Origin of the sequence: Saccharomonospora amisosensis, assembly GCF_011761185.1 — a bacterium.
GTDB classification, from domain to species: Bacteria; Actinomycetota; Actinomycetes; order Mycobacteriales; family Pseudonocardiaceae; genus Saccharomonospora_A; species Saccharomonospora_A amisosensis.
The window spans coordinates 2,296,589-2,319,040 of record NZ_JAAOYM010000001.1; the positions used below are offsets into that span (position 1 = coordinate 2,296,589).

Annotated in this window: 22 protein-coding genes; 16 read left to right on the top strand and 6 right to left on the bottom strand. The window is 67.4% G+C overall.

Annotation, left to right across the window (positions count from 1 at the left end; genetic code table 11):
* Positions 1–225 precede the first annotated feature (225 nt).
* The 3 genes from FHU38_RS11235 (at position 226) to FHU38_RS11245 (ending at position 4,168) form a co-directional block, all read left to right on the top strand.
* Positions 226–3,228, top strand: a complete 3,003-nt coding sequence (locus tag FHU38_RS11235; RefSeq protein WP_208415632.1) for an AAA domain-containing protein — start codon at positions 226–228, stop codon at positions 3,226–3,228.
* Positions 3,229–3,358: 130 nt separating this feature from the next.
* Positions 3,359–3,772: an OsmC family protein gene (locus FHU38_RS11240; protein WP_167169912.1), complete on the top strand. Its 414-nt coding sequence runs from the start codon at positions 3,359–3,361 to the stop codon at positions 3,770–3,772.
* Positions 3,773–3,907: 135 nt separating this feature from the next.
* A complete protein-coding gene (locus FHU38_RS11245; RefSeq protein WP_208415633.1) occupies positions 3,908–4,168 on the top strand; it encodes a hypothetical protein in 261 nt (86 codons plus the stop codon).
* On the opposite strand, the gene FHU38_RS11250 is transcribed toward FHU38_RS11245, so the two are convergent.
* The gene (locus tag FHU38_RS11250; RefSeq protein ID WP_167169914.1) at positions 4,137–5,537 is read right to left on the bottom strand and encodes a hypothetical protein; all 1,401 of its coding nucleotides are present in this window, start codon (positions 5,535–5,537) and stop codon (positions 4,137–4,139) included. The two genes, FHU38_RS11245 and FHU38_RS11250, sit on opposite strands and share 32 nt — an antisense overlap.
* 276 nt (positions 5,538–5,813) lie before the next feature.
* Entirely contained in the window at positions 5,814–6,119 is a 306-nt protein-coding gene (locus tag FHU38_RS11255; RefSeq protein ID WP_243852234.1) for an LLM class flavin-dependent oxidoreductase, read from the bottom strand.
* A 120-nt stretch (positions 6,120–6,239) separates the two neighbouring features.
* On the opposite strand from FHU38_RS11255, the gene FHU38_RS11260 reads away from it, so the two are divergent.
* The 5 genes from FHU38_RS11260 to FHU38_RS11280 all read left to right on the top strand — a co-directional run bounded on the left by FHU38_RS11260 (position 6,240) and on the right by FHU38_RS11280 (position 9,794).
* Positions 6,240–7,577: a cytochrome P450 gene (locus FHU38_RS11260; RefSeq protein WP_167169917.1), complete on the top strand. Its 1,338-nt coding sequence runs from the start codon at positions 6,240–6,242 to the stop codon at positions 7,575–7,577.
* Positions 7,578–7,587: 10 nt separating this feature from the next.
* The gene (locus tag FHU38_RS27975) at positions 7,588–8,196 is read left to right on the top strand and encodes a TetR/AcrR family transcriptional regulator (RefSeq protein ID WP_167169920.1); all 609 of its coding nucleotides are present in this window, start codon (positions 7,588–7,590) and stop codon (positions 8,194–8,196) included.
* Positions 8,197–8,333: 137 nt separating this feature from the next.
* Positions 8,334–8,966 (top strand): peroxiredoxin, encoded by a 633-nt coding sequence (locus FHU38_RS11270; RefSeq protein WP_167169923.1) that lies wholly within the window; start codon positions 8,334–8,336, stop codon positions 8,964–8,966.
* A 173-nt stretch (positions 8,967–9,139) separates the two neighbouring features.
* Positions 9,140–9,391 (top strand): type II toxin-antitoxin system Phd/YefM family antitoxin, encoded by a 252-nt coding sequence (locus FHU38_RS11275; RefSeq protein WP_167169925.1) that lies wholly within the window; start codon positions 9,140–9,142, stop codon positions 9,389–9,391.
* The gene (locus FHU38_RS11280; protein ID WP_167169928.1) at positions 9,384–9,794 is read left to right on the top strand and encodes a type II toxin-antitoxin system VapC family toxin; all 411 of its coding nucleotides are present in this window, start codon (positions 9,384–9,386) and stop codon (positions 9,792–9,794) included. The genes FHU38_RS11275 and FHU38_RS11280 overlap by 8 nt, the downstream gene beginning before the upstream one ends.
* A gap of 250 nt (positions 9,795–10,044) precedes the next feature.
* Here FHU38_RS11280 and FHU38_RS11285 read toward each other — a convergent pair whose 3' ends face one another.
* The 3 genes from FHU38_RS11285 to FHU38_RS11295 form a co-directional block, all read right to left on the bottom strand.
* Positions 10,045–10,770: a YwaF family protein gene (locus tag FHU38_RS11285; RefSeq protein WP_313886736.1), complete on the bottom strand. Its 726-nt coding sequence runs from the start codon at positions 10,768–10,770 to the stop codon at positions 10,045–10,047.
* A gap of 183 nt (positions 10,771–10,953) precedes the next feature.
* Positions 10,954–11,142 (bottom strand): hypothetical protein, encoded by a 189-nt coding sequence (locus tag FHU38_RS11290; protein ID WP_167165475.1) that lies wholly within the window; start codon positions 11,140–11,142, stop codon positions 10,954–10,956.
* 181 nt (positions 11,143–11,323) lie between these two features.
* The gene (locus FHU38_RS11295) at positions 11,324–11,974 is read right to left on the bottom strand and encodes a TetR/AcrR family transcriptional regulator (protein WP_167169931.1); all 651 of its coding nucleotides are present in this window, start codon (positions 11,972–11,974) and stop codon (positions 11,324–11,326) included.
* Positions 11,975–12,037: 63 nt separating this feature from the next.
* Here FHU38_RS11295 and FHU38_RS11300 point away from each other — a divergent pair, with 63 nt between their 5' ends.
* From FHU38_RS11300 to FHU38_RS11310, 3 genes are all read left to right on the top strand, one after another.
* Positions 12,038–12,685 (top strand): class I SAM-dependent methyltransferase, encoded by a 648-nt coding sequence (locus tag FHU38_RS11300; RefSeq protein WP_167169934.1) that lies wholly within the window; start codon positions 12,038–12,040, stop codon positions 12,683–12,685.
* A 179-nt stretch (positions 12,686–12,864) separates the two neighbouring features.
* The gene (locus FHU38_RS11305) at positions 12,865–14,136 is read left to right on the top strand and encodes an anaerobic sulfatase maturase (protein ID WP_167169937.1); all 1,272 of its coding nucleotides are present in this window, start codon (positions 12,865–12,867) and stop codon (positions 14,134–14,136) included.
* Positions 14,136–17,039 (top strand): arylsulfatase, encoded by a 2,904-nt coding sequence (locus FHU38_RS11310; RefSeq protein WP_243852235.1) that lies wholly within the window; start codon positions 14,136–14,138, stop codon positions 17,037–17,039. Before FHU38_RS11305 ends, FHU38_RS11310 begins: the two co-directional genes overlap by 1 nt.
* Before the next feature lie 35 nt (positions 17,040–17,074).
* Here FHU38_RS11310 and FHU38_RS11315 read toward each other — a convergent pair whose 3' ends face one another.
* Entirely contained in the window at positions 17,075–17,251 is a 177-nt protein-coding gene (locus tag FHU38_RS11315; RefSeq protein WP_167169943.1) for a hypothetical protein, read from the bottom strand.
* Here FHU38_RS11315 and FHU38_RS11320 point away from each other — a divergent pair.
* The 5 genes from FHU38_RS11320 to FHU38_RS11335 are packed head-to-tail and all read left to right on the top strand — an operon-like array spanning position 17,250 to position 22,450.
* Positions 17,250–18,020 carry a GntR family transcriptional regulator gene (locus FHU38_RS11320; protein WP_167169946.1) on the top strand — a complete coding sequence of 257 codons (771 nt, stop codon included), beginning with the start codon at positions 17,250–17,252 and terminating at the stop codon, positions 18,018–18,020. The genes FHU38_RS11315 and FHU38_RS11320 overlap by 2 nt on opposite strands.
* Before the next feature lie 29 nt (positions 18,021–18,049).
* Positions 18,050–19,816: a fumarate reductase/succinate dehydrogenase flavoprotein subunit gene (locus FHU38_RS27350; RefSeq protein WP_313886737.1), complete on the top strand. Its 1,767-nt coding sequence runs from the start codon at positions 18,050–18,052 to the stop codon at positions 19,814–19,816.
* Positions 19,817–19,819: 3 nt separating this feature from the next.
* Positions 19,820–20,737, top strand: a complete 918-nt coding sequence (locus FHU38_RS27355) for a HEAT repeat domain-containing protein (protein WP_243852236.1) — start codon at positions 19,820–19,822, stop codon at positions 20,735–20,737.
* 49 nt (positions 20,738–20,786) lie between these two features.
* The gene (locus tag FHU38_RS11330; RefSeq protein ID WP_167169949.1) at positions 20,787–21,014 is read left to right on the top strand and encodes a 4Fe-4S dicluster domain-containing protein; all 228 of its coding nucleotides are present in this window, start codon (positions 20,787–20,789) and stop codon (positions 21,012–21,014) included.
* Positions 21,015–21,025: 11 nt separating this feature from the next.
* Complete coding sequence (locus FHU38_RS11335; RefSeq protein WP_167169952.1) at positions 21,026–22,450, top strand: ABC transporter substrate-binding protein; 1,425 nt, start codon at positions 21,026–21,028, stop codon at positions 22,448–22,450.
* Positions 22,451–22,452 lie beyond the last annotated feature (2 nt).

Below are 22,452 nucleotides of genomic sequence, written 5' to 3' on the forward strand. Positions count from 1 at the left end.
CCGCGCCTGCGGCGAGCGTCGCCCGGCCCCTCACAACATCCAGGTTCGTGCGGGTTCATAGCGAAGAGCCGATGATGCTCCGACTATTCGGTTCGCTTTGCTGTCCCGGACTTCGCCGCTACGACTCTGCCGCACCTGCTCAGATCGGTGCCGCCCGAACGGAAATACCCGCTACGGTGAGTCACTGAGTCATACTCATTGTGGGAAAACCGGGAGGTCCAGGGGGTGACCGTCGAGATGGACGAAGTCCGGCCGGAACTCAGTGAGCTGCTACGCGCGGTCCGTGCGGAGATCGATGCGGTGATCGCCGCGGAGACAGGGTTCCACAAGGTGACTCTGACCGACGGCCGAGTGGTGAGAAGCGATGGCGAACAGTACGAGTACTCGTTCGCTGCGCGGGGCTGGACGGACACGTTCGCCGACAAGCCGCTGCTGGTACGGGCCGGACCAGGCAACGAATGGGAGTCGGCGGAACTGGTTACTGCAGACCGTGGTCGGCTTCTGCTGCGCACGTCCGCCTTGCTGAAGGCGCGGGCTGATCTCCGAGAGGACGAGACGGTCGGACTGGCCGTGCTAGCGGAACAGCTAGAGCAAGCGGCTGGCGACTCCTGTGAATTGAACCTGACTGCGGCTGGGTGGTTGCTTGGTCGGGACATCCCAGCCGCAGGACAGTGTCCAGAGCCGCAGCGGTACGTTCGCGATTGGCGGAATCTGAAGCTGAACGATCGTCAGCGCGCCGCCGTCGTCCGCGCCCTCGGCAGCGACCTGGTCTTCATTTGGGGCCCACCCGGCACCGGCAAGACCGAGGTCCTCGGCTATGTGGGGGAGGGCAGCTACCGCCAGGGCCGCCGGGTGCTGTTCCTCGCGCCGACCAAGGTAGCCGTGGATCGGGCGGTGGAACGGCTGTGCGAGCTGTTGAGCGCCGAGAGCGGATTCGCCGACGGGCTCTTGCAGCGGGTCGGGGAGATCGCGATCAGCTCGCTCAAGGAGAAGTACGGCGACCAGATCGATCCGACCAAGATCGTCGCACGCTTGAGTGCTGCCCTGACCACTAAGATCAGTGCGTTGCAGGATCAGCATGACGTCGTTGACACGCAGCTGACGCTGCGCCGCGAGTATGAGGAGCTGACGCGAAAGGTGGCGCAGTTGCGGGCCGACGCCGAGCAGAGCGCTCGGGACGCCGCCTCGGCTGCGGCCCGGGCTGAGACTGCCGATCGGGAAGTGGGTCGGCTGCGCAAGGAGTTGGCCGAAATCGGCGAGCCCTCCGGTTTGTTTGCCGGCCGGAAGGCGCGGCGGCGCGACGAACTCGTGGGTCAGGTCCAGGCTGTCGGTCGGGATGCCGCCGACTTGGAGGCACAGCATCAGGTCGCCACTGCCGAACAGCAACGCCTTACGGCGCAGGCGGAGGCTTTGGAACGCAAGTTGAGCGGGCTCCGGCCAAAGCTGAGCGGCACCGAGTCCGCTGACCGGCTCGCGGCCACGGTGGCGGGGATCCGGGAACGTCTCGCAACGCTGCAGGAGGAACTTCGCGCTGTCTCGAATACGGTACGTGCCAACTGCCGTGTCATGGCGACGACAGTGGCCAAAGCGATTCAGTCCCGGTTCCTGACCAACCAGTTCGACACCGTGGTTATCGACGAGGCGGGCATGGTCAACCTCCCCTCGGCGTGGTACGCGGCGGCGCTGGCAGGCAAGCGCGTAGTCGTGGCCGGCGACTTCCGGCAACTTCCTGCGGTCACTCGTGCATCCAGCGACCGCAAGGCCACTCAGGAGACGAGGTTGCACTCCGAGCATTGGATGGATCGAGACGCCTTCTACGCGGCAGGTCTCGTCGACGGCCGTGGGCGTGTACGGCCTCGCGACTACCTGGTCACACTGACCACTCAGTACCGAATGCGTTCGGCGATCTGCGCGGTCGTGAACACAATCGCCTACCCCGACGCGCCGTTGATCACCGGACGACCGGACACCAGCCGGCTGCCCCCGTCGCCGTTACTAGAAGCTCCCTTGGTGCTGGTCGACACCGCATCCCGTCGCTCGGCTGCACGAGGCGGTTCGAATGGTCACAGGTCCAACCCGGTGCACGAAGCCGTGATCCACGAACTTGTCCGCGGGCTTCAGTACGACGGCGTGCTTCCGGCACGCAAGCAGGAAGACTGCCCGTCCGATGCTCGGCCGTCCGCTCGAATGGCGGTTATAGCCCCATACCGCGATCAGGTTCAGGCGCTGCAGGGTAGTCTTGCCTACCGGTTCGGCGCGCCCTACGACGAGGTCGTCGATACCGTGCACCGGTTCCAGGGCAGCCAGCGGCCCCTGGTCCTGATAGACACCGTTGCCGGTGCTGGGGACAAGGTCGGCTTCTTCTACGAGGGAGTAGGCCTTTCATCCGCGACCTGCCGACTGCTCAACGTGGCCGTGAGCCGCGCACAGGACCACCTCGTGGTGGTCGCCGACCTCGATTTCCTGAACCGGAACCTCCATCCTCACGGTGAAGCCGCCCGCATGATGGAGTACCTGCAGCGGTATGCGCACCGGCTCGACGTCGGCGATCTCGTCCCGTTCCGCGCGGCCGACGAACTCGCGGGCCTGGGCCGTCACGAACTGGATCGGCCGGCGTTCTTTCCCGCCGACGAGGTGCCGCGCGCCGTAGAATGGGACATCGACCACGCCCGGCGCAGCATCGATATCTACTGCGCGTTTCTCGACTCTGGCCCGGTCGAGCGCTGGCTCACGCGGCTCAAACCTCGCATCGACTGCGGCCTGCGCGTCACCATCCACACACGACCGGTTCAGCGATCCGGATCTGGGAAACAGGTGATGATGCTGGAGAGGGCAGGCTGCACTGTGGTCCAGCGCGAACGCATGCACGAAAAGGTCGTGATCATCGATGGCGAGGTGCTGTGGCACGGGTCGCTCAACCTGCTCGCTGCGACCGGACCCACCGACCTGATGATGCGCATCACCGATCCCGGGTCCTGCGCACGGGTGCGCCGCATCGTCGAGCGCGCTCGTCCTGACCGGCCAACTCGCCCCGGCCAGTCCGCCCGTCGCGGGGGCCAGCACCAGCGTGGGCAGGAAGGCAGAAATGCCGCCCGGCTGTACCTGAACGTGCCGTACGAGGAGAAGGACGAGGCCAAGAAGACCGCAAATGCCCGCTGGGATCCCACGGCCAGGCGCTGGTATGTGGCCCCTGAGACGCCCCGGCACCTCGTCGAACGCTGGCTGTAGGGCTCCACCGCTCGAGCCCCTCAATCACGGCGACGCGGTCAACCCGGCTGAGGGACGCGGCTCTGCTGGAGCCGGCCGAGCTGCTGGCCAGAGTGGAACCCGCCGTCGCGGGCGCGGGTAGGTTCGAGGCATGACGACAGATCACAGGTCGGTACGTATCGAGCGAGTGGCCGCCGGACGGTACGTGGCGCACAACGAGCGCGGCGCCACGATCGCCTTTGGAGGTGAGGACTTCAGCCCGGTCGAGCTGCTGCTCGCCGCGATCGGTGGCTGCACGGCCATCGACACCGACATCGCGACCAGCAGAAGGACCGAGCCGACCTCGTTCACCGTGACGGTCAGCGGGGACAAGGTGTCGGACAGGGAGTCCGGAAACCGGATGGAGAACCTCAGCGTGACCTTCGCCGTGCGCTTCCCCGACGGCGAGCAGGGTGACGCGGCCCGCGCGATGCTGCCCCGCACGGTCGCGCTGTCGCACGACAAGCTCTGCACCGTGAGCCGCACCGTCGAACTCGGCACGCCCGTGCGCACGGTCATCGAGTAGCTACCCGGCGGCCGAGCCGCCGCGTGCGGCCGAGCCGACGAACCGGTCCCCGATTTCTGGTCGAGTTTGACAAAGACAACGGCGTCGCGCATCGGCAGGCTCCTGCTCCAAGAACCCGTTGGAGCTGGAGGCGTCATGAAATCGGTGCTGACCATCGCCACGGCCGGTGCGCTCGCCGTGATCCTCGCCGCGTGCGGAGGCTCCGGGGGAGCGCGGGGCGGGCAGAACTTCGTGGACGATGAGACCTTCACGATGGTGCTCGGTGCGGACCCGGGCAACCTCGACCCGCACTTCTCCACGCTCTCGGTGACGATGCCAGGCGGGCCGCGCCGCCGCGGCTGCTCGCGCTGTCACGAACCAGGCCTCACATCGGCTGAACGGATTCGACGGACTTGAGGAGATTGTTGATGACGCCGACCGCGTTGTCTTCGCTCGCCTGAGCGGTGTCGGCGACGTACCGAAGGGCTTCCCCGTGCTGCCGGAGGTAGTCCACCATCGTGTTGTGCTTGTCGACAGCTTCCTGCCCGAGGGAGACCACCCTGTCCCCGAAGTTACGGCCGGCGAGAGAAATGGCCGGGAAACGCGATGAGGACCCCCAGTCCGCGCCGCCGATGGCGTGGATGCCCGCCTGGTACTCACGACTGTTCGCCGCGAGAGCATCGACCTTCGGGTCCAGCCAGCGTCCTACACCGTTCTTGAGCTGGTCGGGGACGATGTTTCGGCCGTTGGGCGGGATGTCTTTGATTGATTCGTCGGGCGCGGGCGGAGCCAGCGAGTGTCCATTCCGGATGGCGGCGATTCTGGTGACCAGGTTCTGCCGGATGCTGTCGATCTCCCCGGCGACCTCCTCCAGTTGCCGCGTCACCTCCTCGCAGAAGCCGTGCAGGAGGTCTCTCCAGCGACCGGGATCGCCGGCCTCGTACCTCGTCGGTGACTTCCCTGCCTGTTCCTGCAGGGCAGCTGTCGCCGTCCCGATCGCACCGGCGGCCACCAACCACGGCAGAGTCGCTCCGCCTGTCACGATCGTCACGCTGACGACACCGGCACCGGCGATCAGAGCGGCGAACCAGTTCGGACCGTCGGCAGGTGCCTCGGCAGGCGAGGTGTCCACCTTGGCTTCGAAACGCTCGATCAGCGCCTTCACCGCCTCGTCCAGCGAACGTCGGGCTTCCAGGTACACCGCTTCGTAGAGCGCGAACGCCTCGGCGATGGCGAGGAAGGCGTTCTCGTTGCCGACCGCGAACCTGATCCACCGCTGCTCCCAGTCGTGGGCCTTTGCGTTGCCGTCCTCGATCCAGCCCTTGCGCATCTCCGCGAAGTCGGAACTCAACGGAAGCAACATCGGATACTCGGATTCAGCCGACTCGTCCGCCTGCTGGTCGTCCGGCATTCCATCGCCACCGACGCAGAGGTAGCCGGTCGCGACCCCGTTGTACGCGTCCCCGAGCACACTCGGGCTGCATCCGGCGACGGCCAGGACCGCCTCGTGGACGGTCGACGGGTCGGTGCCGTCCAGGACCGAACCGATGACCTCGTAGTGCTCACCCTCCTTGATCAGGGGCTGGTCGGCGGGCTTGTTGAGATCGACTTCGGTTCTGCCGTCCGCCATGCGGTTGCCATTGATGAAGCGAATCCGTCGGGGCCCGTCGTGTCCTTCGTAGTGGATCAGGTAGTCGATCCATGCGGCGTACTCCGCCATGGTGTGTTTGAGGTCGTCGTTGTCGCCCTCGTTCTCGAGCTGCGCGCAGGTGGGGTGGTCGGTCATTGGTGCGCGTCCTGGAGGTGGCGCCATGGCTGTGCCCTTCTTCTCGGTGCGGTGGTGTTCTTCCGGCGAACACGCTTCACCTTCGAGCGGTCGGGCAACAGGTAAAAGCGGCGGTCATCGGTGGCCGGTAGCGATGACCAGGCAGAACACCGGCCTGTGGCCGGAGGGCGCCGGTGGCTCGGCACCGACGTCGAGTCTTGCGCTGCGGCAGTGTGCGACGGTGCTGGACTTCGCGGGGATCAGGCGGCGCAGAGTTCAGTGCTGGGGCCGAGTCGCTCAACCCGCGCCGAGGGAGAGCTCGAACCTGCCCTTGGACACCAGGTCCAGCGCGGCCGAGGTCTTCGCCAGCATCGCGGGTTGGGGCAACGGCAGGTTGGCCACGTCAGGGAACACCGTGACTGTGTTGGTGCGCGCGAGCAGAGCACCGGCGAGCACGAAGGTGTCCAGGTAGCCCGGTACGTAGGGATGGTCCTGGATTCCCACCAGGTCCAGACCGCCTGCTCCGGCTGCCGTAACCAGCTCGACATGTGCGTCCAGATCCAGGCTCGGTAGCAGGGAGAAGCCAAAGGCCAGTTCGTGCATCGCGGTCCTTCCCTTACGGATGACGGGTCGAGGAGTTGACCCGAGAGCCGGCATCACGCTACACAGTTAATGCTACAGGTGTAGCGGACTGTGGGTGGGTCGACCGAAGGAAGTGGCGTGATGGGGACATTCGCACAGGACACAGCTGGGCCACCGCACTCGGCTTCGGTGCTTCGGGGAAGCGCCGTTCGGTACTTGCCCGGCGAGCTACTGGCGTCGCTTCACCGCAAACGCGGCCCGGTGGTCAGGGTGGGCGCCGGCCGGAGCGGTTTCACCTACCTGTTGGGGCCCGAAGCCAACAGGTTCGTTTTCGCCAACTCGGACCTCTTCCGGTGGCGGGACGCCTTCGACTGGCTGGTGCCGGTCGACGGGCCGACGTCGATGCTGCTCAGCGACGGCGACGAGCATCGCCGCAGGCGCGGGTTGGTGCAGCCGACGATGCACCATCGCCGGGTGGCCGGGTACCTCGACACGATGGTGGACAACACTGACCAGGTAATCGACACCTGGCGCCCGGGTGACACGGTGGACGTATACCAGGGGTTCCGCGCCGCTATCCGGCGTACGACGCTGCGGACGTTGTTCGGTGCCCGGCTCGCACGTGACGAACGGTTCTTCGGCGACCAGTTGCAGGTACTACTCGACCTGTGCGACGCGCTCCCGCAGACCGTCACCTGGAAACGGCGCCTCGCCACACCCCAATGGCGCCGGGCGATGGTCGCGCGCGGGCGGATCGACGAACGGATCCACACCGAGATCGCGCACATTCGAGACGTCGGCGGCGACGACTCCGACGTACTGACGTCGCTGGTTCACAGCCGCGACGAGGACGGCGCCACGCTCAGCGATCTTGAGATCCGGGACCAGATCGTCACCCTGATCGTCGCAGGCTACGAAACCACCAGCGCCACGCTGGCCTGGGCGATCTACTCCCTGCTGAGCGTGCCCGGTGTCCGGGAAAGGGCGCGGCAGGAGGTGCGGCGGGTACTCGGGAGTCGGCGACCCGCACCGGAGGACCTGAAGGACCTCACCTACCTCAACGGCATCGTGCGGGAAACACTACGGCTGTATCCCGCTGTCGTCGTGGTCGGCCGTAAGGCGGCACGGGACTTCGAGTTCGGCGGCCGGGTAGTTCGTGCGGGCAGCATGCTCGCGATCAGTCCATACGTGACACACCGGCTTGCGGAGTTGTGGCACGATCCGCTGCGGTTCCGTCCGGAACGTTGGGACCCCGGCTACCGCAAGCCCGCACCACACGAATACCTCCCCTTCGGGGCGGGGCCGCACCGCTGTGTCGGTTCGACGATGGCCGCCACCGAGCTCACTGTGATGCTCGCCCGGCTGCTGGCCAGAACGTCACTGCGGTTGCCGAGGCAGCGTGTTCGCCCGGTCAGCATGATCTCCATGCGGCCACGGAACGGCCTGTGGGTCCAGGTGGAGGATCGCACCGCCGACTAGGCTCGTGCCGGTGCGAGGGCAGGACGGTGCAGAACCGAGTCGCAAGCAACGCGCCGCGGACGCGGCCATCGAGGTGATCGCCGCCGAGGGCCTGCGCGGCCTCACTCACCGGGCGGTCGACACGTGGGCCGGACTACCACAGGGCAGCACCAGCAGCTGTTTCAGAACCCGGGTCGCCCTGCTCGCGGCCGTCCTGGATCGGCTGGTCGAACTCGACGAGGCCATGCTGGCGAGCATCCCGGAGAACGACTGGAGCATTGACACCCCCGAGCATCGCTGCGAGATCGTCACGATGTTGACGGAACTGCTCCTCTACTGGTTGGGGCCGGCCCGGTCGCGTACCCGCGCGCGCATGGAGCTATACCTTGACGCGACCCGCCGTGCGGAACTGCTGCCCGAGTTGGAAGCCGCCAACCGCCGGTTCATTGACCGGACCGCCGCCGGCATGCGAACCGCGGGCCTCGATCACCCCGAACGGGCGGCCCGGCTGCTGATCGCCTACCTGGACGGGTTGCTCTACGACGCGCTGGCTCGACCCTATCTCGGCGAGAATGACAGGGCCGCCCTGTATCAGGCCATCGACACCATGGTGCGCGGCATCACCTCCCCGCCGGATTGATCCCGGTGAGAGGAGGTCGCGGGTTCAGTGCCGCTGCTGTTGGGCGGCCATACCGGACCGCTGCCGCGCCCTGACCGGGGCGTCTGCTCTACTTTGGGTCAGGTACCCCCGTACCGAACATCGAGAGGAGAACACCCATGGGCTTGCACCTGGGCGACGAGGCGCCGAACTTCACAACGGAGACCACCGAAGGCGAGATCGACTTTCACCAGTGGAAAGCCGGTGCGTGGGCGGTGCTGTTCAGCCACCCGGCGGACTACACGCCGGTGTGCACGACCGAACTGGGCCGCACCGCCGTGCTGAACGACGAGTTCAAGAAGCGCAACGTCAAGTCGATCGCGGTGTCGGTGGACCCGGTGGAGGACCACCGTGGTTGGGCGCCGGACATCCGGGACGTCGGTGGCACCGACCTGAACTTCCCGATCATCGCCGACCCTGACCGTAAGGTCTCCGAGCTGTACGACATGATTCACCCGGGCGAGGGTGACACCTCGACGGTGCGCTCGGTGTTCATCATCGACCCGCAGAACAAGGTGCGGCTGACGCTGACCTACCCGAAGTCCGTCGGGCGCAACTTCGACGAGATCCTGCGGGTCATCGACGCGTTGCAGCTCACCGACGCGCACCCGGTAGCCACCCCGGCGGACTGGACGCCCGGTAACCGGGTGATCGTGTCCCCCACGATGGCGACCGACGACGCCAAGCAGCGGTTCGAGCAGGTCGAGGAGGTCAAGCCTTACCTGCGTTGGGCGGCCTACCCGCAAAGCTGACACCGGGCGACGCCGACCGACTACCGAGTGCGCCGCGTTTCCGGTACGGGGCGGCACCGCGGTGGTCGGTCGGCCCGGCTCGGACGCGTGGGTCAGCGTCGGGCGTCGCCAGTGGCCGCGCGCCGGACTCGGTCGGGCTTAGCAAATTAAAGCAATATTGCTACCGTCGCGGTATGCCTGAGATCACTCCCAGTGAGCTGCGTAACGACAGCTCACGGATCCTGAGTCGGGTGGAGCGTGGAGAACGCTTCACGGTCGTCAGGGGCAACACACCCACCGCTGAGGTGATCCCCGTCCAGCGGCGCCAGTACCAGACACGAGCCGAGATCGCGGAAGCCGTAGCCAACCTGCCCGCGGTGGATGCGGCACGGCTGCGGGCTGACATCGATGCCGTGGTCGACAGCGACGTGACCTTTGATGAATGAGCCGCTCTCGCCGGCCCTGTTGGCCACCAATGTCGTCATCGACCTCGGTGACGGACTCGATCCGAATTCTTTGCCGGGCGGTGCCCTGTACCTGAGCGCGATCACCCTGGCCGAACTCTCTGCCGGGGTGTCCGCGGCCAAGACCGCGGACGAACAGGGGGCCCGACTGCGTCGACTGCAGTGGGTCGAAAGCAGCTTCGTTCCGCTGCCATTCGACGCCGAGGCCGCTCGGTTCTACGGGCAGCTTTACGGACGCATTCGTGCTGCAGGCCGCCAACCACGCCGTCGCCTCGCCGACCTGCAAATCGCCGCGATCGCAGGTGCTCACGGCTGGCCTCTTGTCACCCGTAACCCCTCCGATTTCGCGGGGCTGGAGAAACTGGTCACCGCCATCGGCGTTTGACAATCCTCGAGCAACTCAACTGGTGGCCGGCGAGGGGAAACATTTCGCGCATGGGGGAGTGGTGGCGCCGCCGACGGTCGTCGTGGTCTACCGGCGGCGCACGGCTCACGGGCGTGGCAGCAGCGCGGCTACCTCGGCCACCGTGTCGAGATCGTCCGCGCTGAAATCTCCGGACAGTGTCTCGGTTTCGGCGACGGTGAGTACCGTCCGGTTCTGTCGGGTTCGGCGATTCCGTCGGCCGGGGCCGGGGTCAGCGAATCCGGCGTCGTGAGTCACGGGCACCGTCGCGGTGCCGCACCCAGGGCCAGGTAAGCAGCGCCCACACTGCCAGCAGCATGGCGGCGAGCGCCAGCAGGTACCACGGCCACGGGCCGAGCAGGTCCAGCACCGAGACCGTCTCGGGTTTGCGATTGAGAAAGCCGTAGTTGGTGCCCGCCACGGCGTTGAAGCTCATCGCCACCGCCGCCCAGCCCGCCGTGATCGCGATCGTGACGCGGTAGCTACGCCACCCGACGCGCATACCGAGACCCCAGGTGAGGTAGATGGCGGCCCAGACGACCAGTAGGTGACTTCCCCAGAAGAACAGGAAGTTGAAGTGGGGGAAGTCCGGACCGGTCAAAGCCGGTGTGACCAGTGCCTGGGTGCTGAGCACGAGCCCCCAGTAGTAGGTAAGCGCGTAGGCCCACCGGCTGCGGAAGAACAGAGCGTAGGCGGTGACCAGGGGCACGAGGTCGGAAATGTGCAGCGGAACGGAGTCCTCGACGGTCGGCGGGAGCAGCGAGTGGATCAGTCTCGCGAGACTGAGAGCGAGGATCGTCACCGCGAACGCACGACTGAAGCGCAGCGCCCGCGCCTGGTTGGGATGCCCACGACCGACCCGGACGACCAGTGCCGCTCCCACGCCGAACACCAGCAGTGCCAGCCAGTGTGAGGGGCCGTAGGCGCTGAACTCCCGCTGCGCTGCGAACAGTCCCACACCAAAGACCCTAACGTCGGACTCCGCGCTCGCTACCCGCCGAGCGAACCGCCCGGCGGCTCGCAGGTGTTGGGAAGTCACCTGGAATTCGTTGCTCGCGGGTAACGTCACACCACCCCTTCCGGAACGGAGGGAAAGGTGGACACGTGGCCTGGGGCTTCAAGGTCGAGCCCGCGGAGCTCGTCAGCCCGCGTGCCAGGACCAGCCGGAGGGCTTGGTGGTGCCTTTGTTGTGCACGATGTCGAACGCCAGGGCCGCGCCGATCACCAGCTCCCGCACGGGCGAGCCGAGTTCGGGAGGCATCCGCAGGACGTCTCTGCGCACTTTGCGGCCGCCCCGCCTGGCGAGTGCACCGAAGTGGGAGGCGAACACCTCGCTCGTGGGTGCGGAAGGAGGGTCGCGGTGGCGATCTTGAAGGTGAAGGCGGGCGCGTAGCGGCCGGCCAGCGAGCCGGGAACGGTACCAGGTCTTGCCCTTCCCTACGGGCACGGCGGCGGTCTCGCGGGCACAGCCACCGATCGATCGACTGCCACCAACCAGACGCTGAGGTGAGCTAGCCGGCCGGGCCAGCGCCGTCGGCACACAGTTGGGCCTGCAGGGTCGCGCGCGCCCAGTCTTCCCACCGCGCCGACGACCAGCCGCGGTCGCGTACGAAAACCAGGTACAGCTCGGGGCTGAGCAACCCGTACAGCAGGTCGGCCGCGTGCTCGGCGGATACACCTGGACGCGCGTCCGGCTTCGAGACCAGTACCTGCGCCGCGGCCGCGTGCACGGTATACCGGGGGTTCTCCTGATAGTTCCACAGCGTGGCGATCTCAGGGTCGCTGGCGCCCGCCGTGTCGATGGCCTTCGTCAGCGGCGCGACGCGTTCGAGGATCGCGGCAGTGCCGTGGACGTGCGCGCGCAACTGTTCGGCCGCGGTGGGTGAGGTACACGCCTCGCGGAACCAGGGCCGGTCCATCGTCGCGACCGGCTCGTCATCGCCCGCGATCGTCGCGTCGACCATCTCCTTGAACAGCGTGCGCTTGTTGTGGAAGACGAAGTAGATCGTCTGAACGGCGACACCGGCCAGGTCCGCGACTTCCCGCAGGCTGGTCGCGCCGTAGCCCTTCGCGACGAACAGTTCGGTCGCCGCCGCGATGATCTTGGCGCGCGTTCGCCGGGACCGCTCTGCCCGCCCGTCCGGCTGCTTGACACCGCTCATGACGCGAGTATATCTGGAGTAGAAATCTAGAGTTGTGATAAGAAAATATCGGAAGGGATCACGATGAACCTGACAAGGCTTGCGGGCAGGCTGAGCAGGATGGGTGGCCGGTCCGACCGCGCGAAGGAGATCATGTTCAAGCAAGCGCTGCGGGTCTTCTACCTCTCGGGCAAGCCCCCGTGGGACAGCGGTGTAGCGGCACCCGAACTCGCCGAACTCGTGGAAGGCACGCACGCGCTGCCTGCTGGCCGGGCGCTCGACCTCGGCTGCGGCACCGGTACGAACACGGTATATCTGTCGCGTCACGGTTGGGACGTGACGGGCGTCGACCTGATCGGCCGCGCCGTCCGCCGCGCACGGCGGAAGGCGCGCAGTGCGAATGTGCACCCGGTGTTGCTGCGTGGTGATGTCACGCGCCTGGATGAACTACCGGTGAGGCGACCGTTTACGTTGTTCTTCGATCTGAGCTGCTATTGCGGGATTCCGCTCCATCGTCGTGACGCCTACGCCGAGGGAGTCACCCGACTGGCCGCCTCGAACGCGCACTTGCTGATGTTCGGCTACGGGCCAGGGGCATTCGAGGGTGACGACGAAACGGGTGTCACCGCCGACGAACTGCGAAGCCGCTTCCCGGAGTGGGAGCTCACCGCCGCCGTACCCGGCACCAACCCCGTCCCGACGTTCTGGTTCACGCTGCGCAAGCGGGCCTGATCAGGAATCGGTCCCGGCGGCTCAGCGCTAGCGTCCCGGCCTCGTCAGTGGTCGCCGTGGCCGCGCGACGTGCCTGTCGGATTCCCGCACCGCGGCCCACCCTCGATCAGGTGACAGCTGTGCCTTCGCCCTCGGTGGGCGAAGGCACAGCGCGCGGCCGGCGAAACGATGGAGGGTCTATGGCTCCCTCCGCGTTCCACGTCATGGCGAAGCCCACCGGGGCGATCTGCAACCTGGACTGCGAGTACTGCTTCTTCCTGTCCAAGGAGCAGCTCTACCCGGGCAGCGGCTTCCGGATGGAATCGCACGTGCACGAGGCATATCTCGACCAGTTGCTCTCCGCCCACGCCGGCGCCGACGAAGTCGTGGTCGCCTTCCAGGGTGGTGAGCCGACCATGATGGGTCTGGAGTTCTTCCGGCGCACGATGGAACTCGAGGAGAAGTTGCGCCGTCCCGGCCAGCGGGTGCTCAACACGCTACAGACGAACGGCACCCTGCTCGACGACGAGTGGGGTGAGTTCCTTCGCGAGCACGACTTCCTCGTCGGCCTTTCGGTTGACGGACCCCGGCCGATGCACGACTTCTACCGCGTCGACAAGGCCGGCAAACCGACCTTCGACCGGGTGATGCGTGGGCTCGACGTACTACGTGAGCACCACGTCGACTGGAACGCACTGACCACGGTCAACGCCGCCAACGGTGACCATGGCCGGGAGGTCTACATCTTTCTGCGCGACCAGCTCGGCGCGCGATTCGTCCAGTTCATTCCCGTGGTGGAACGCGAGTCCGCACGCGACGTGGCCAGCCCCCGCTCCGTGAGCGCGGGGCAGTACGGCCAGTTCCTCGTGGAGGCGTTCGAGGAGTGGGTGCGCCACGACGTCGGGAAGGTGTTCGTCCAGGTCTTCGACACCGCGCTGGCGCACTGGCTGGGCATGGACCAGGTCGGTATGTGCGTACACGCCCGCACCTGCGGCAGCGCGCTGGCGCTGGAACACAACGGCGACGTCTACTCCTGCGACCACTACGTCGAGCAGGAACACTTGCTCGGCAACATCGCGCAGGGCTGCACGCTCCTGGAGTTGGCCAACTCACCCCGGCAGCGGGCCTTCGGCCGGGCCAAAGTGGACTCGCTTCCCGACTACTGCCGTCGGTGTGATGTCCGCTTCGCCTGCAACGGCGGCTGCCCCAAGGACCGTTTCCTCACCACGCCCGACGGGGAGCCGGGCCTGCACTACCTCTGCGAGGGCTACCGGCGGTTCTTCCGACACATCGACAAGCCGATGCGCGTGATGGCGGACCTGCTGCGACGGGGCGAGGAACCCGGCGGTGTGCGGGAATGGTACGCCGAGGCGGATGCCGGTCGCCGCAGGAACGACCCGTGCACCTGCGGCAGCGCGAACACGTGGCAGCGATGCCACGGCGGCAAACCGGAGCGAAAGGAAGCTGTGTGATGGCTCAGGCGCCAACCGATGTTCTCCTGGCGGGCTACCCGGATGTGGAGACGGGCAGAACCGACTTCAAGCGGCTGGTCACCAGGGTGAAACGGCGGGAGGTGGCGGTAGAGGGGGTCCTCCTCGTCACCCATAAGAAGCCTGGCAAGTTCGCCGTCGAACTCACCGGTGACCACCTGGGCCGTTCGGGCGCACGATGGGGCGGCGGCGTCGGCCTGGCTGTGGGCCTGTTCGCGCCGTTCCTGCTCGCGTCCACGGTGGCGACCGGTGCGCTCGTCGGGTGGCTTGCGGGCAAGTTCAGCGCCAGCCGGTTGCAGCAGCGTGTTCAGCACAGCATCGGCGAGACCATACCGCCCGGCTCAGCGGGAATCGTCGTCGTCTTCGACGACACCCACCTGCTCGCCGTTGAACAGTCGCTCGAAGCCGCGCGAACGCGGTCCCTGGTGCAGAGCGAGAACGGTGGCATCGGCGCGCTGCGCGACTCGCTGAGCGAGGCGATGAGTAAGCTCAGCCCCGACCGGACGGTGCTGCCGATCCCAGACCCGAGCTTCGGCGGGGTGGCCGGACCGACCCTCGACACCTCGGTGGCCGACTGGTCGATCGTGTCGACCCCAACACCTCCGGCCGGGGCCCCCAACGTGCTGATCGTGCTCATCGACGACGCGGGCTTCGGTGGGCCGAGCACCTTCGGAGGTGCGATCGAGACGCCCAACCTGTCGCGCGTGCAGCAGCTGGGCCTGACCTACAACCGGTTCCATCTCGCGGCTGTCTGCTCCCCGACCCGCGCAGCGACGCTCACCGGCCGCAACAACCACCGGGTCGGTTTCGGGTCCGTCGCCGAGTTCGCCGGTCCGTTCCCCGGCTACAGCGCATCGGTACCGCGAAGCTGCGCGGCGTTGCCCCGCATCCTGCAGGAGAACGGCTACGTCACCGGTGGTTTCGGCAAATGGCACCTCACTCCGGACGACGTGCAGGGCGCGGCCGGTCCGTTCAGCCGGTGGCCGCTGTCCTGGGGCTTCGACCACTTCTGGGGCTTTCTCAGCGGCGCGGCCGGACAGTACGACCCCATCATCACCCAGGACAACTCCGTGCTGGGGGTGCCGGAAGGCAAGAACGGCCAGCAGTACTACTTCCCCGACGACCTCACCGACAAGGCCGTCGAGTGGCTGCACGCGGTGCGCGCACAGGATGCCACGAAGCCATGGCTCATGTACTACGCGACCGGCTGCAGCCACGCACCACACCACGTCGCCAAGGAATGGGCGGACAGGTACAAGGGGAAGTTCGACCAGGGGTGGGACGTCTACCGCCGCGAGACGCTCGAGCGTCAGAAGCGGTTGGGGATCGTGCCTGAGAACACGGAACTGACCGAGCGGCCCGACCTGTTCCCCGCCTGGGACTCGCTCACCGCCGCACAGCGCAAGCTCTACGCCCGCCAGATGGAGGTTTTCGCGGGCTACTCGGAGAACGCCGACTACAACGTCGGCCGCCTGCTTGACGCCATCGAGGAAGCAGGCGACCTGGACAACACGCTCATCTTCTACGTCTGGGGCGACAACGGCGCCAGCATGGAGGGCACGACGACCGGGTTGTTCAACGAGATGACCTTCCTCAACGGTCTGGTGCTCGATCCCGAGCAGCAGCTGGAACTGATCGAGGCGCACGGTGGGATCGAGGAACTCGGCAGCGCCCACACCGCTCCGCACTTCGCCGCGGCGTGGGCGCACGCGAACAACACGCCGTTCCAGTGGGGGAAGCAGACCGCCAGCCACCTGGGTGGCACGCGCGACCCGATGGTGGTGGCATGGCCGCGGCGCATCAGGAACACCGGAATCCGGTCGCAGTTCACCCACTGCATCGACATCGCTCCGACCGTGCTCGAAGCCGCCGGGATCCCGGAGCCGAAGGCCGTGGACGGGATCGGCCAGGAACCAATGGACGGCACCAGCTTCCTGTACACCTTCGACGACGCCGATGCCAAGGAGCGGCACACGGTGCAGTACTCGGAGGCTTTCGGCAGCAGGTCGATCTACAAGGACGGCTGGTGGGCGTGCAGCAGGCTCGACCGCGCCCCATGGGACTTCAGCCCGGAGACGTTGCAGCGTCTCGGTCCCGGCGGATGGGAGCAGGACGCGACGTGGGAGCTGTACTACCTGCCGGACGACTTTTCCCAGGCACACGACCTGGCCAGCGAACATCCCGACAAACTCAACGAACTGAAACAGCTGTGGTGGTCCGAGGCCGAACGCAACCGGGTGCTGCCCCTGCTCGGAGGATTGTGTGTCTTCTTCGAGATCCTGCCGCCGTTGCCGCCGGTCACCCGATACACGTTCGCGGGCGATGTGCAGAACGTGCAGCGAGGCATGATTCCGAGAATCACGGGCAGGTCCTACGAGATCGAGGCCGAGCTGGAGGTGCCCGAAGGCGGCGGCGAAGGTGTCCTCGTCGCGAACGCCGACTTCACCGGCGGGTTCGCGCTCTGGGTCGGCCAGGACGGGCTGCTCCGGCATACCTACTCATTCCTCGGCATCGAGACCTACCGGCAGGTTTCCACCGAGCCCGTTCCCAACGGCGAGGTGACGGTGAAGCTGTTGTTCGAGGCGGACGAGAACAAGCCCGGCACGGCTGGCACCGTCACCCTGTGGGCAGCCGGCCGTAAGATCGGCGAGGGCAGGCTGCCCCGTACCGTGCCGATCACCTTCTCCTCCTACGCCGGGCTGGACATCGGCCGCGACAACGGCCTTGTCGTGGACGAGAACTACGAGGACAAGGCACCGTACCCCTTCACGGGCAACGTGAAGCGGGTGGTTTTCGATCTCAAGCCCGCGCGGCGGCACGAGGACGAGCAGGCCCTCCACCATCACCACACCCGCCACGCCGTCGCGCATGGCGCGGAAGCGTGAGGCGCGCTCGCCGAACCCGGTTCGCGGCTTCGACATCACGGTCCCTGCCGGTCGCGCCGGCTGGCGGGGACGGTGAAATGGGTGGCGCCTTGGCCGTATCTAGGACTGTTCTCGCTGGCCAGCGCGCTTTGAGTGGCCGGGGGAGTGGCGTAACCGCCGCGTAATTGGCGCAACTCGGTCACGTAATACACCGTGCCGAGCCTTTCCGGCATGACCGAACACCGCGCCACCCGGACGCTCGCAGGCCGCCGCCGCGCGCCGGCGCGTCGGATCCGAGATGTGTTGCGGGCCCGCATTCTCGCGGGTGTCTACGGGGCCGAGCCGCTACCGTCGGAGTCGCAGCTGGCCGCCGACTTCAACGCGAGCCGAAACATCGTGCGCGAGGTCCTCACGCTGCTGCGTGGTGAAGGACTGGTTGACCGGATTCCCGGCTCGGGCACCTTCGTCGTGTCGGAGAAGGTCGTGCATGGTCTCGACCGGCTGCGGGGCCTAGCGGAGAGCTTCGACAGCGGCGGCGACCGCCTTGTCAACCGGGTGCTGTGGGCCGAGCGAGTACCCGCAACGGCGATCGTCGCGGAACGGCTCGGGCTGCGACCGGGTGAAGAGGTCGTCGCGTTGGAGCGGGTCCGTTCCCTCGACGGCGAACCGCTTTCACTCGACGCGAGCTACCTACCAGCCGACATCGGCGGCCCGCTGCTGGAACTCGACCTGGTCCGCAACGACGTCTTCTGCCTGATCGAACGCGAACTCGGGTTGCCGCTGGGAGCAGCCAGCGTGCGGATCGAGGCGGTCGCGGCCGACGTGGTGGTCGCCGACCTGCTCGACGTCGCCGACGGGTCACCGTTGCTGTTCGTGGAACGACTCACCCACTCCCACGCGGGCAGGCCCGTCGACCTGGAGTTCCTGCGCTACCGCGGCGACCGGCTCTCACTGTCCGGCGTGCTGGCTCGCAGCCCGCATCCCTGTCCGCTCCACCCCTAGTCGGCACCGACCAGTTAAGGAGATCACCCGTGCACATTCCCCCGCCGCGGCAGCGCCAAGAGCTCAGTTGTGACGTCCTCGTCGTCGGCGGTGGCACCGCGGGCACGATGGCCGCGCTGACCGCCGCACAGCACGGCGCCACCGTACTGCTGCTGGACAAGGCCCACGTTCGCCACTCCGGTGCGCTGGCCATGGGCATGGACGGGGTGAACAACGCCGTGGTGCCGGGCAAGGCCACGCCGCAGGATTACGTCGCCGACATCACCGTGGCCAACGACGGCATCGTCAACCAGCGCACGATCTACCAGACCGCCACCCGTGGCTTCGACATGGTGCGCAGGCTCGAGGGCTACGGCGTGAAGTTCGAGAAGGACGAGCACGGCGAGTACGCCGTGCGCAAGGTCCATCGCTCGGGCAGCTACGTGCTGCCGATGCCAGAGGGCCGCGACGTGAAGAAGGTGCTGTACCGCAAGCTACGCGCGCGGGAGGTGCGCTCGAAGGTCACCATGCTGAACCGGGTCATGCCGGTGCGGGTGCTGACCGTGGCCGGTCGGGCCGTCGGAGCCGCCGGGTTCGACACGCGCTCCGGCGAGTTCGTCACCATCTCGGCGGGCGCGGTCGTGCTGTCCGCGGGTGCGTGCGGGAGGCTGGGTTTGCCTGCCAGCGGCTACCTCTACGGCACCTACGAGAACCCGACCAACGCCGGTGACGGGTACGCGATGGCCTACCACGCGGGCGCCGAGCTGTCCGGGATCGAGTGCTTCCAGATCAACCCACTGATCAAGGACTACAACGGTCCCGCGTGTGCCTACGTGGCCAACCCCTTCGGCGGGTACCAGGTCAATGCCGAGGGTAACCGGTTCGTCGACTGCGACTACTGGTCCGGGCAGATGCTGGCCGAGGTCAAGCGCGAGCTGGACAGCGCACGTGGGCCGATCTACCTGAAGCTCTCGCACCTTCCCGACGCCACGATCAGCGAGATCGAGGGCATCCTGCACACGACCGAGCGACCGACCCGAGGCACCTTCCACGCCAATCGCGGCACGGACTACCGCGACCGCGACATCGAGATGCACATCTCCGAGATCGGGCTGTGCAGCGGGCATTCCGCGTCCGGTGTCTGGGTGGACGAGCACGCCGCCACGACGGTGCCCGGCCTGTACGCGGCGGGCGACATGGCCTGCGTGCCGCACAACTACATGATCGGCGCTTTCGTCTACGGCGACATCGCGGGTGAGCACGCCAGCCGCTACGCCGCGACGGCCGAGCGCCCCGCGCTTCCGGAGGAGCAGATCCTCAGTGCGCACGAACTGATCTACCGCCCGCTGGCCAACCCCGACGGCCCGCCACAGCCGCAGGTGGAGTACAAGCTGCGCCGCTTCGTCAACGACTACCTGCAGCCGCCCAAGACCGAACGCTACCTCCGGCTCGGCATCGAGGCGTTCGAGCGAATGCACACCGACATCGCCGAGATGGGTGCGCGCACCCCGCACGAACTGATGCGCTGCGCGGAGGTCACCTTCATCCGTGACTGCGCCGAGATGGCCGCCCGCGCCTCGCTTGAGCGCACCGAGAGCCGATGGGGCCTGTACCACCAGCGCGACGACCACCCTGAGCGTGACGACGCGGCCTGGTTCTGCCACCTCAACCTGCACAAGGCCGGCACCGGCGAAATGGCGTTCACCCGCCGTCCTGTCGAGCCCTACATCGTCCCGGTCCCCGGGTTCACCAGGCCGGACGGGGTCCCCGACGACCCCACGCCCGTCGGCGACGAACTCGCCGCGGCATGGAGGTGAGGCATGGCAGGCCGAAGCTCCGCACGCATCCTCGCCCTGCTCGAACTCGCGGACGAAGCTCCCACGGTGGAAGAACTGGCCGGCTACCTCGCCGATCCCGATGCCGAAGTTCGCCGCACCGCGTTGTCCGTGCTCAGTGAGGCCGCCGAGGACTGGGCCGAGGCCTCCCCGGTGTTCGCCGCGGCGCTGGCGGACCCCGACGCCGGAGTCCGGGATCGCGCGATCGACCTGCTCGCCGAACTGCGCGAGGTGCTGATCGCCGGGACGGAGTTCGCCGACGCCCTGCGTGCCGCCACGACCCAACCCGACCCCGCCGTGCGGATTGCCGCGATCGGATCCCTGTGGCGGCACGGGTTGAGCACGGAGGCGGAGCTGACCGGTCTGCTGAACGACTCGGTCGAGTACGTACGCGCCGAGGCGATTCTCGGGCTGGTATCGCTGGACGCGCTCGATGCCATCGACGCGGCGGCCGCCGATCCGAGCGCGACGGTGAGGCTCGCGGTCGCCCGCGCGGTCGCGGCCGTCGGGGACCCCCGTGGCGTCACCACGCTCATCACGCTGTCCGGGGACAGCGACCCACTGGTCCGGGCAGCCGCTCTGAACGGCATGGCCGCCACCGGCTGTACCGAAGCCGCCGTCGCCATCGCAGCCTCGGCACTGACCGACCCGGCATGGCAGGTTCGGCAGGGAGCCGCCGCCGCCCTGTCCGCCGCCGACCCTGCCGACGCGGTCGGTCCCCTCATCACCGCCGCCACCGACGGCAACCTCGACGTACGCAAGGCCGCGGTACGGGCACTGCTGCCCCGGATCGCGGGCAGGCCGGCCGTGCGCGCGGCACTCGAACACGCGCGGTCCGACGTGGACGCCGATGTTCGCGCGTTCGCCCGCATGGGGTTGACCGCGACCGACCACGACCGCTGACGGATCGCTCCCACGAGAAGGCGCTCCGCGTCACGGAAAGGAACCCGGAATGGCTCAAGTGAACACCCGTGTCGACGTACCGGTGACGGTCGACGAACTCAAGTGCATCGACGGCTGCACCCTCTGCGTCGACATGTGCCCGCTCGACTCGCTGGCCATCAACCCCGACACCGGCAAGGCCTACATGCACGTCGACGAGTGCTGGTACTGCGGGCCCTGCGCGGCGCGCTGCCCGGTGGACGCCGTCACCGTCAACATCCCCTACCTGCTGCGCTGAATGGAGCGACCATGAAGCGACTCTCCCGAGCAGGCGCCACCGTCATGGCCGTGCTGCTGACCACCACGGCGTGTGCCACGGGCGCGGCGGACTCGGACACCGTCGTTGTGGCCGTCGGCTACCAGTCGAAGACCATCAACACTGTCACGGCGGGCACGCTCATGCGTGAACTCGGTTTGCTGGAGGAAAAGCTAGCCGAAGCGGGCGCGGACAGCGGCAAGAAGTACGAGGTCACCTGGCACGACTTCGCATCCGGCCCGCCGTTGACCGCCGAGATGATCGCGGGCAAGGTCCACATCGGTTCGATGGGCGACTATCCACTGTCGGTCAACGGCGCCAAGACGGCGAATCTCGGTGACGTCAAGACCCGGTGGGTCAGCGTCACCGGCTACAACCTGCGAGGCTCGCTGAACCAGGTCGTGGTGCCGAGCTCCTCGAACGCCAAGACCATCGCCGACCTTCGTGGCAAGGTGGTCTCGACCAGTCTCGGTTCCACGGCGCACGGCAACCTGGTGAGCGCGCTCGACAGCGCGGGCATGGCCGTGGAGGACGTCAAGCTGCTGGGACAGGACCCGCCGGTCGGCGTTACGGCACTGGAGTCCGGTCAGGTGGCGGCGCTTGCTCAGTTCGTGCCGTTCCCGCAACGTGTGATCTTCTCCGGCGAGGGGAGGCTGCTGCACGACGGCAACACCGGGGTACCCACCTTCCACGGCGTGGTGGCGAACGAGCGCTACGCCGGTGAGCATCCCGAGGTACTGCGGGCGTTCCTGCGGGCGCAACTGGAGGCCACCGAGTACCTGCACGAGAACCCACTGGAAGCTGCGTTGAAGGTCGCCGAGGCCACCGGCCTGCCACCGGAGGTGGTCTATCTCTACAACGGTCCGAACGGCGCGGTCACCTTCGATCCCACCATAAAGCGGGAACTGATCGACGCGGTGAGGACCGGGCTGCCGTTCTTGAAGGAACTGGGGGCGCTGGAGGAACTCGACGTCGACGCGTTCGTGGACGACAAGCCGCTGGCCGATGTGCTTGGCGAGGAGTTCGACGCGATGACGGCGTCACTGGCCAACCCCGCGACGATCACCGGTACCGACGAGGTCTGCGATACCGAGGTGGGCGACCCGAAGACCGCGTCCGAGGCGTGGCCGCGAGAGGCCTCCTCCACCACCGTGGCGGCCACCGCGACCTGCCTGCTGCGGCTCGTCGCACGAGGCGGGACCTACCGGGCGCTCTACGTGCCCGACACCGCCTCCGGTACGCGCATCTTCGGGCAAGCCGCGACCTGGGTCAACGACCCCGATGCGGCCGAGAACGCCCGACTGCTGCCGTTCGGCACCGTCGCCGACGCGGAGGAATACGCCGAGGGCAAGTCCGGTGCCACCGTGCTCGACTATCCGTCCGCGCTGGCCGCGGCCAGGGACCTGGGTAAGGAGTGACG

Excerpts from the sequence above, each read along its gene's own strand:
- FHU38_RS11240 (WP_167169912.1), top strand. The coding sequence starts at position 3,359 with ATGACGACAGATCACAGGTCGGTACGTATCGAGCGAGTGGCCGCCGGA.
- FHU38_RS11245 (WP_208415633.1), top strand. The coding sequence starts at position 3,908 with ATGAAATCGGTGCTGACCATCGCCACGGCCGGTGCGCTCGCCGTGATC.
- FHU38_RS11250 (WP_167169914.1), bottom strand. The coding sequence starts at position 5,537 with ATGACCGACCACCCCACCTGCGCGCAGCTCGAGAACGAGGGCGACAAC.
- FHU38_RS11255 (WP_243852234.1), bottom strand. The coding sequence starts at position 6,119 with ATGCACGAACTGGCCTTTGGCTTCTCCCTGCTACCGAGCCTGGATCTG.
- FHU38_RS11260 (WP_167169917.1), top strand. The coding sequence starts at position 6,240 with ATGGGGACATTCGCACAGGACACAGCTGGGCCACCGCACTCGGCTTCG.
- FHU38_RS11270 (WP_167169923.1), top strand. The coding sequence starts at position 8,334 with ATGGGCTTGCACCTGGGCGACGAGGCGCCGAACTTCACAACGGAGACC.
- FHU38_RS11275 (WP_167169925.1), top strand. The coding sequence starts at position 9,140 with ATGCCTGAGATCACTCCCAGTGAGCTGCGTAACGACAGCTCACGGATC.
- FHU38_RS11280 (WP_167169928.1), top strand. The coding sequence starts at position 9,384 with ATGAATGAGCCGCTCTCGCCGGCCCTGTTGGCCACCAATGTCGTCATC.
- FHU38_RS11295 (WP_167169931.1), bottom strand. The coding sequence starts at position 11,974 with ATGAGCGGTGTCAAGCAGCCGGACGGGCGGGCAGAGCGGTCCCGGCGA.
- FHU38_RS11300 (WP_167169934.1), top strand. The coding sequence starts at position 12,038 with ATGAACCTGACAAGGCTTGCGGGCAGGCTGAGCAGGATGGGTGGCCGG.
- FHU38_RS11305 (WP_167169937.1), top strand. The coding sequence starts at position 12,865 with ATGGCTCCCTCCGCGTTCCACGTCATGGCGAAGCCCACCGGGGCGATC.
- FHU38_RS11310 (WP_243852235.1), top strand. The coding sequence starts at position 14,136 with ATGGCTCAGGCGCCAACCGATGTTCTCCTGGCGGGCTACCCGGATGTG.
- FHU38_RS11320 (WP_167169946.1), top strand. The coding sequence starts at position 17,250 with ATGACCGAACACCGCGCCACCCGGACGCTCGCAGGCCGCCGCCGCGCG.
- FHU38_RS11315 (WP_167169943.1), bottom strand. The coding sequence starts at position 17,251 with ATGCCGGAAAGGCTCGGCACGGTGTATTACGTGACCGAGTTGCGCCAA.
- FHU38_RS27355 (WP_243852236.1), top strand. The coding sequence starts at position 19,820 with ATGGCAGGCCGAAGCTCCGCACGCATCCTCGCCCTGCTCGAACTCGCG.
- FHU38_RS11330 (WP_167169949.1), top strand. The coding sequence starts at position 20,787 with ATGGCTCAAGTGAACACCCGTGTCGACGTACCGGTGACGGTCGACGAA.
- FHU38_RS11335 (WP_167169952.1), top strand. The coding sequence starts at position 21,026 with ATGAAGCGACTCTCCCGAGCAGGCGCCACCGTCATGGCCGTGCTGCTG.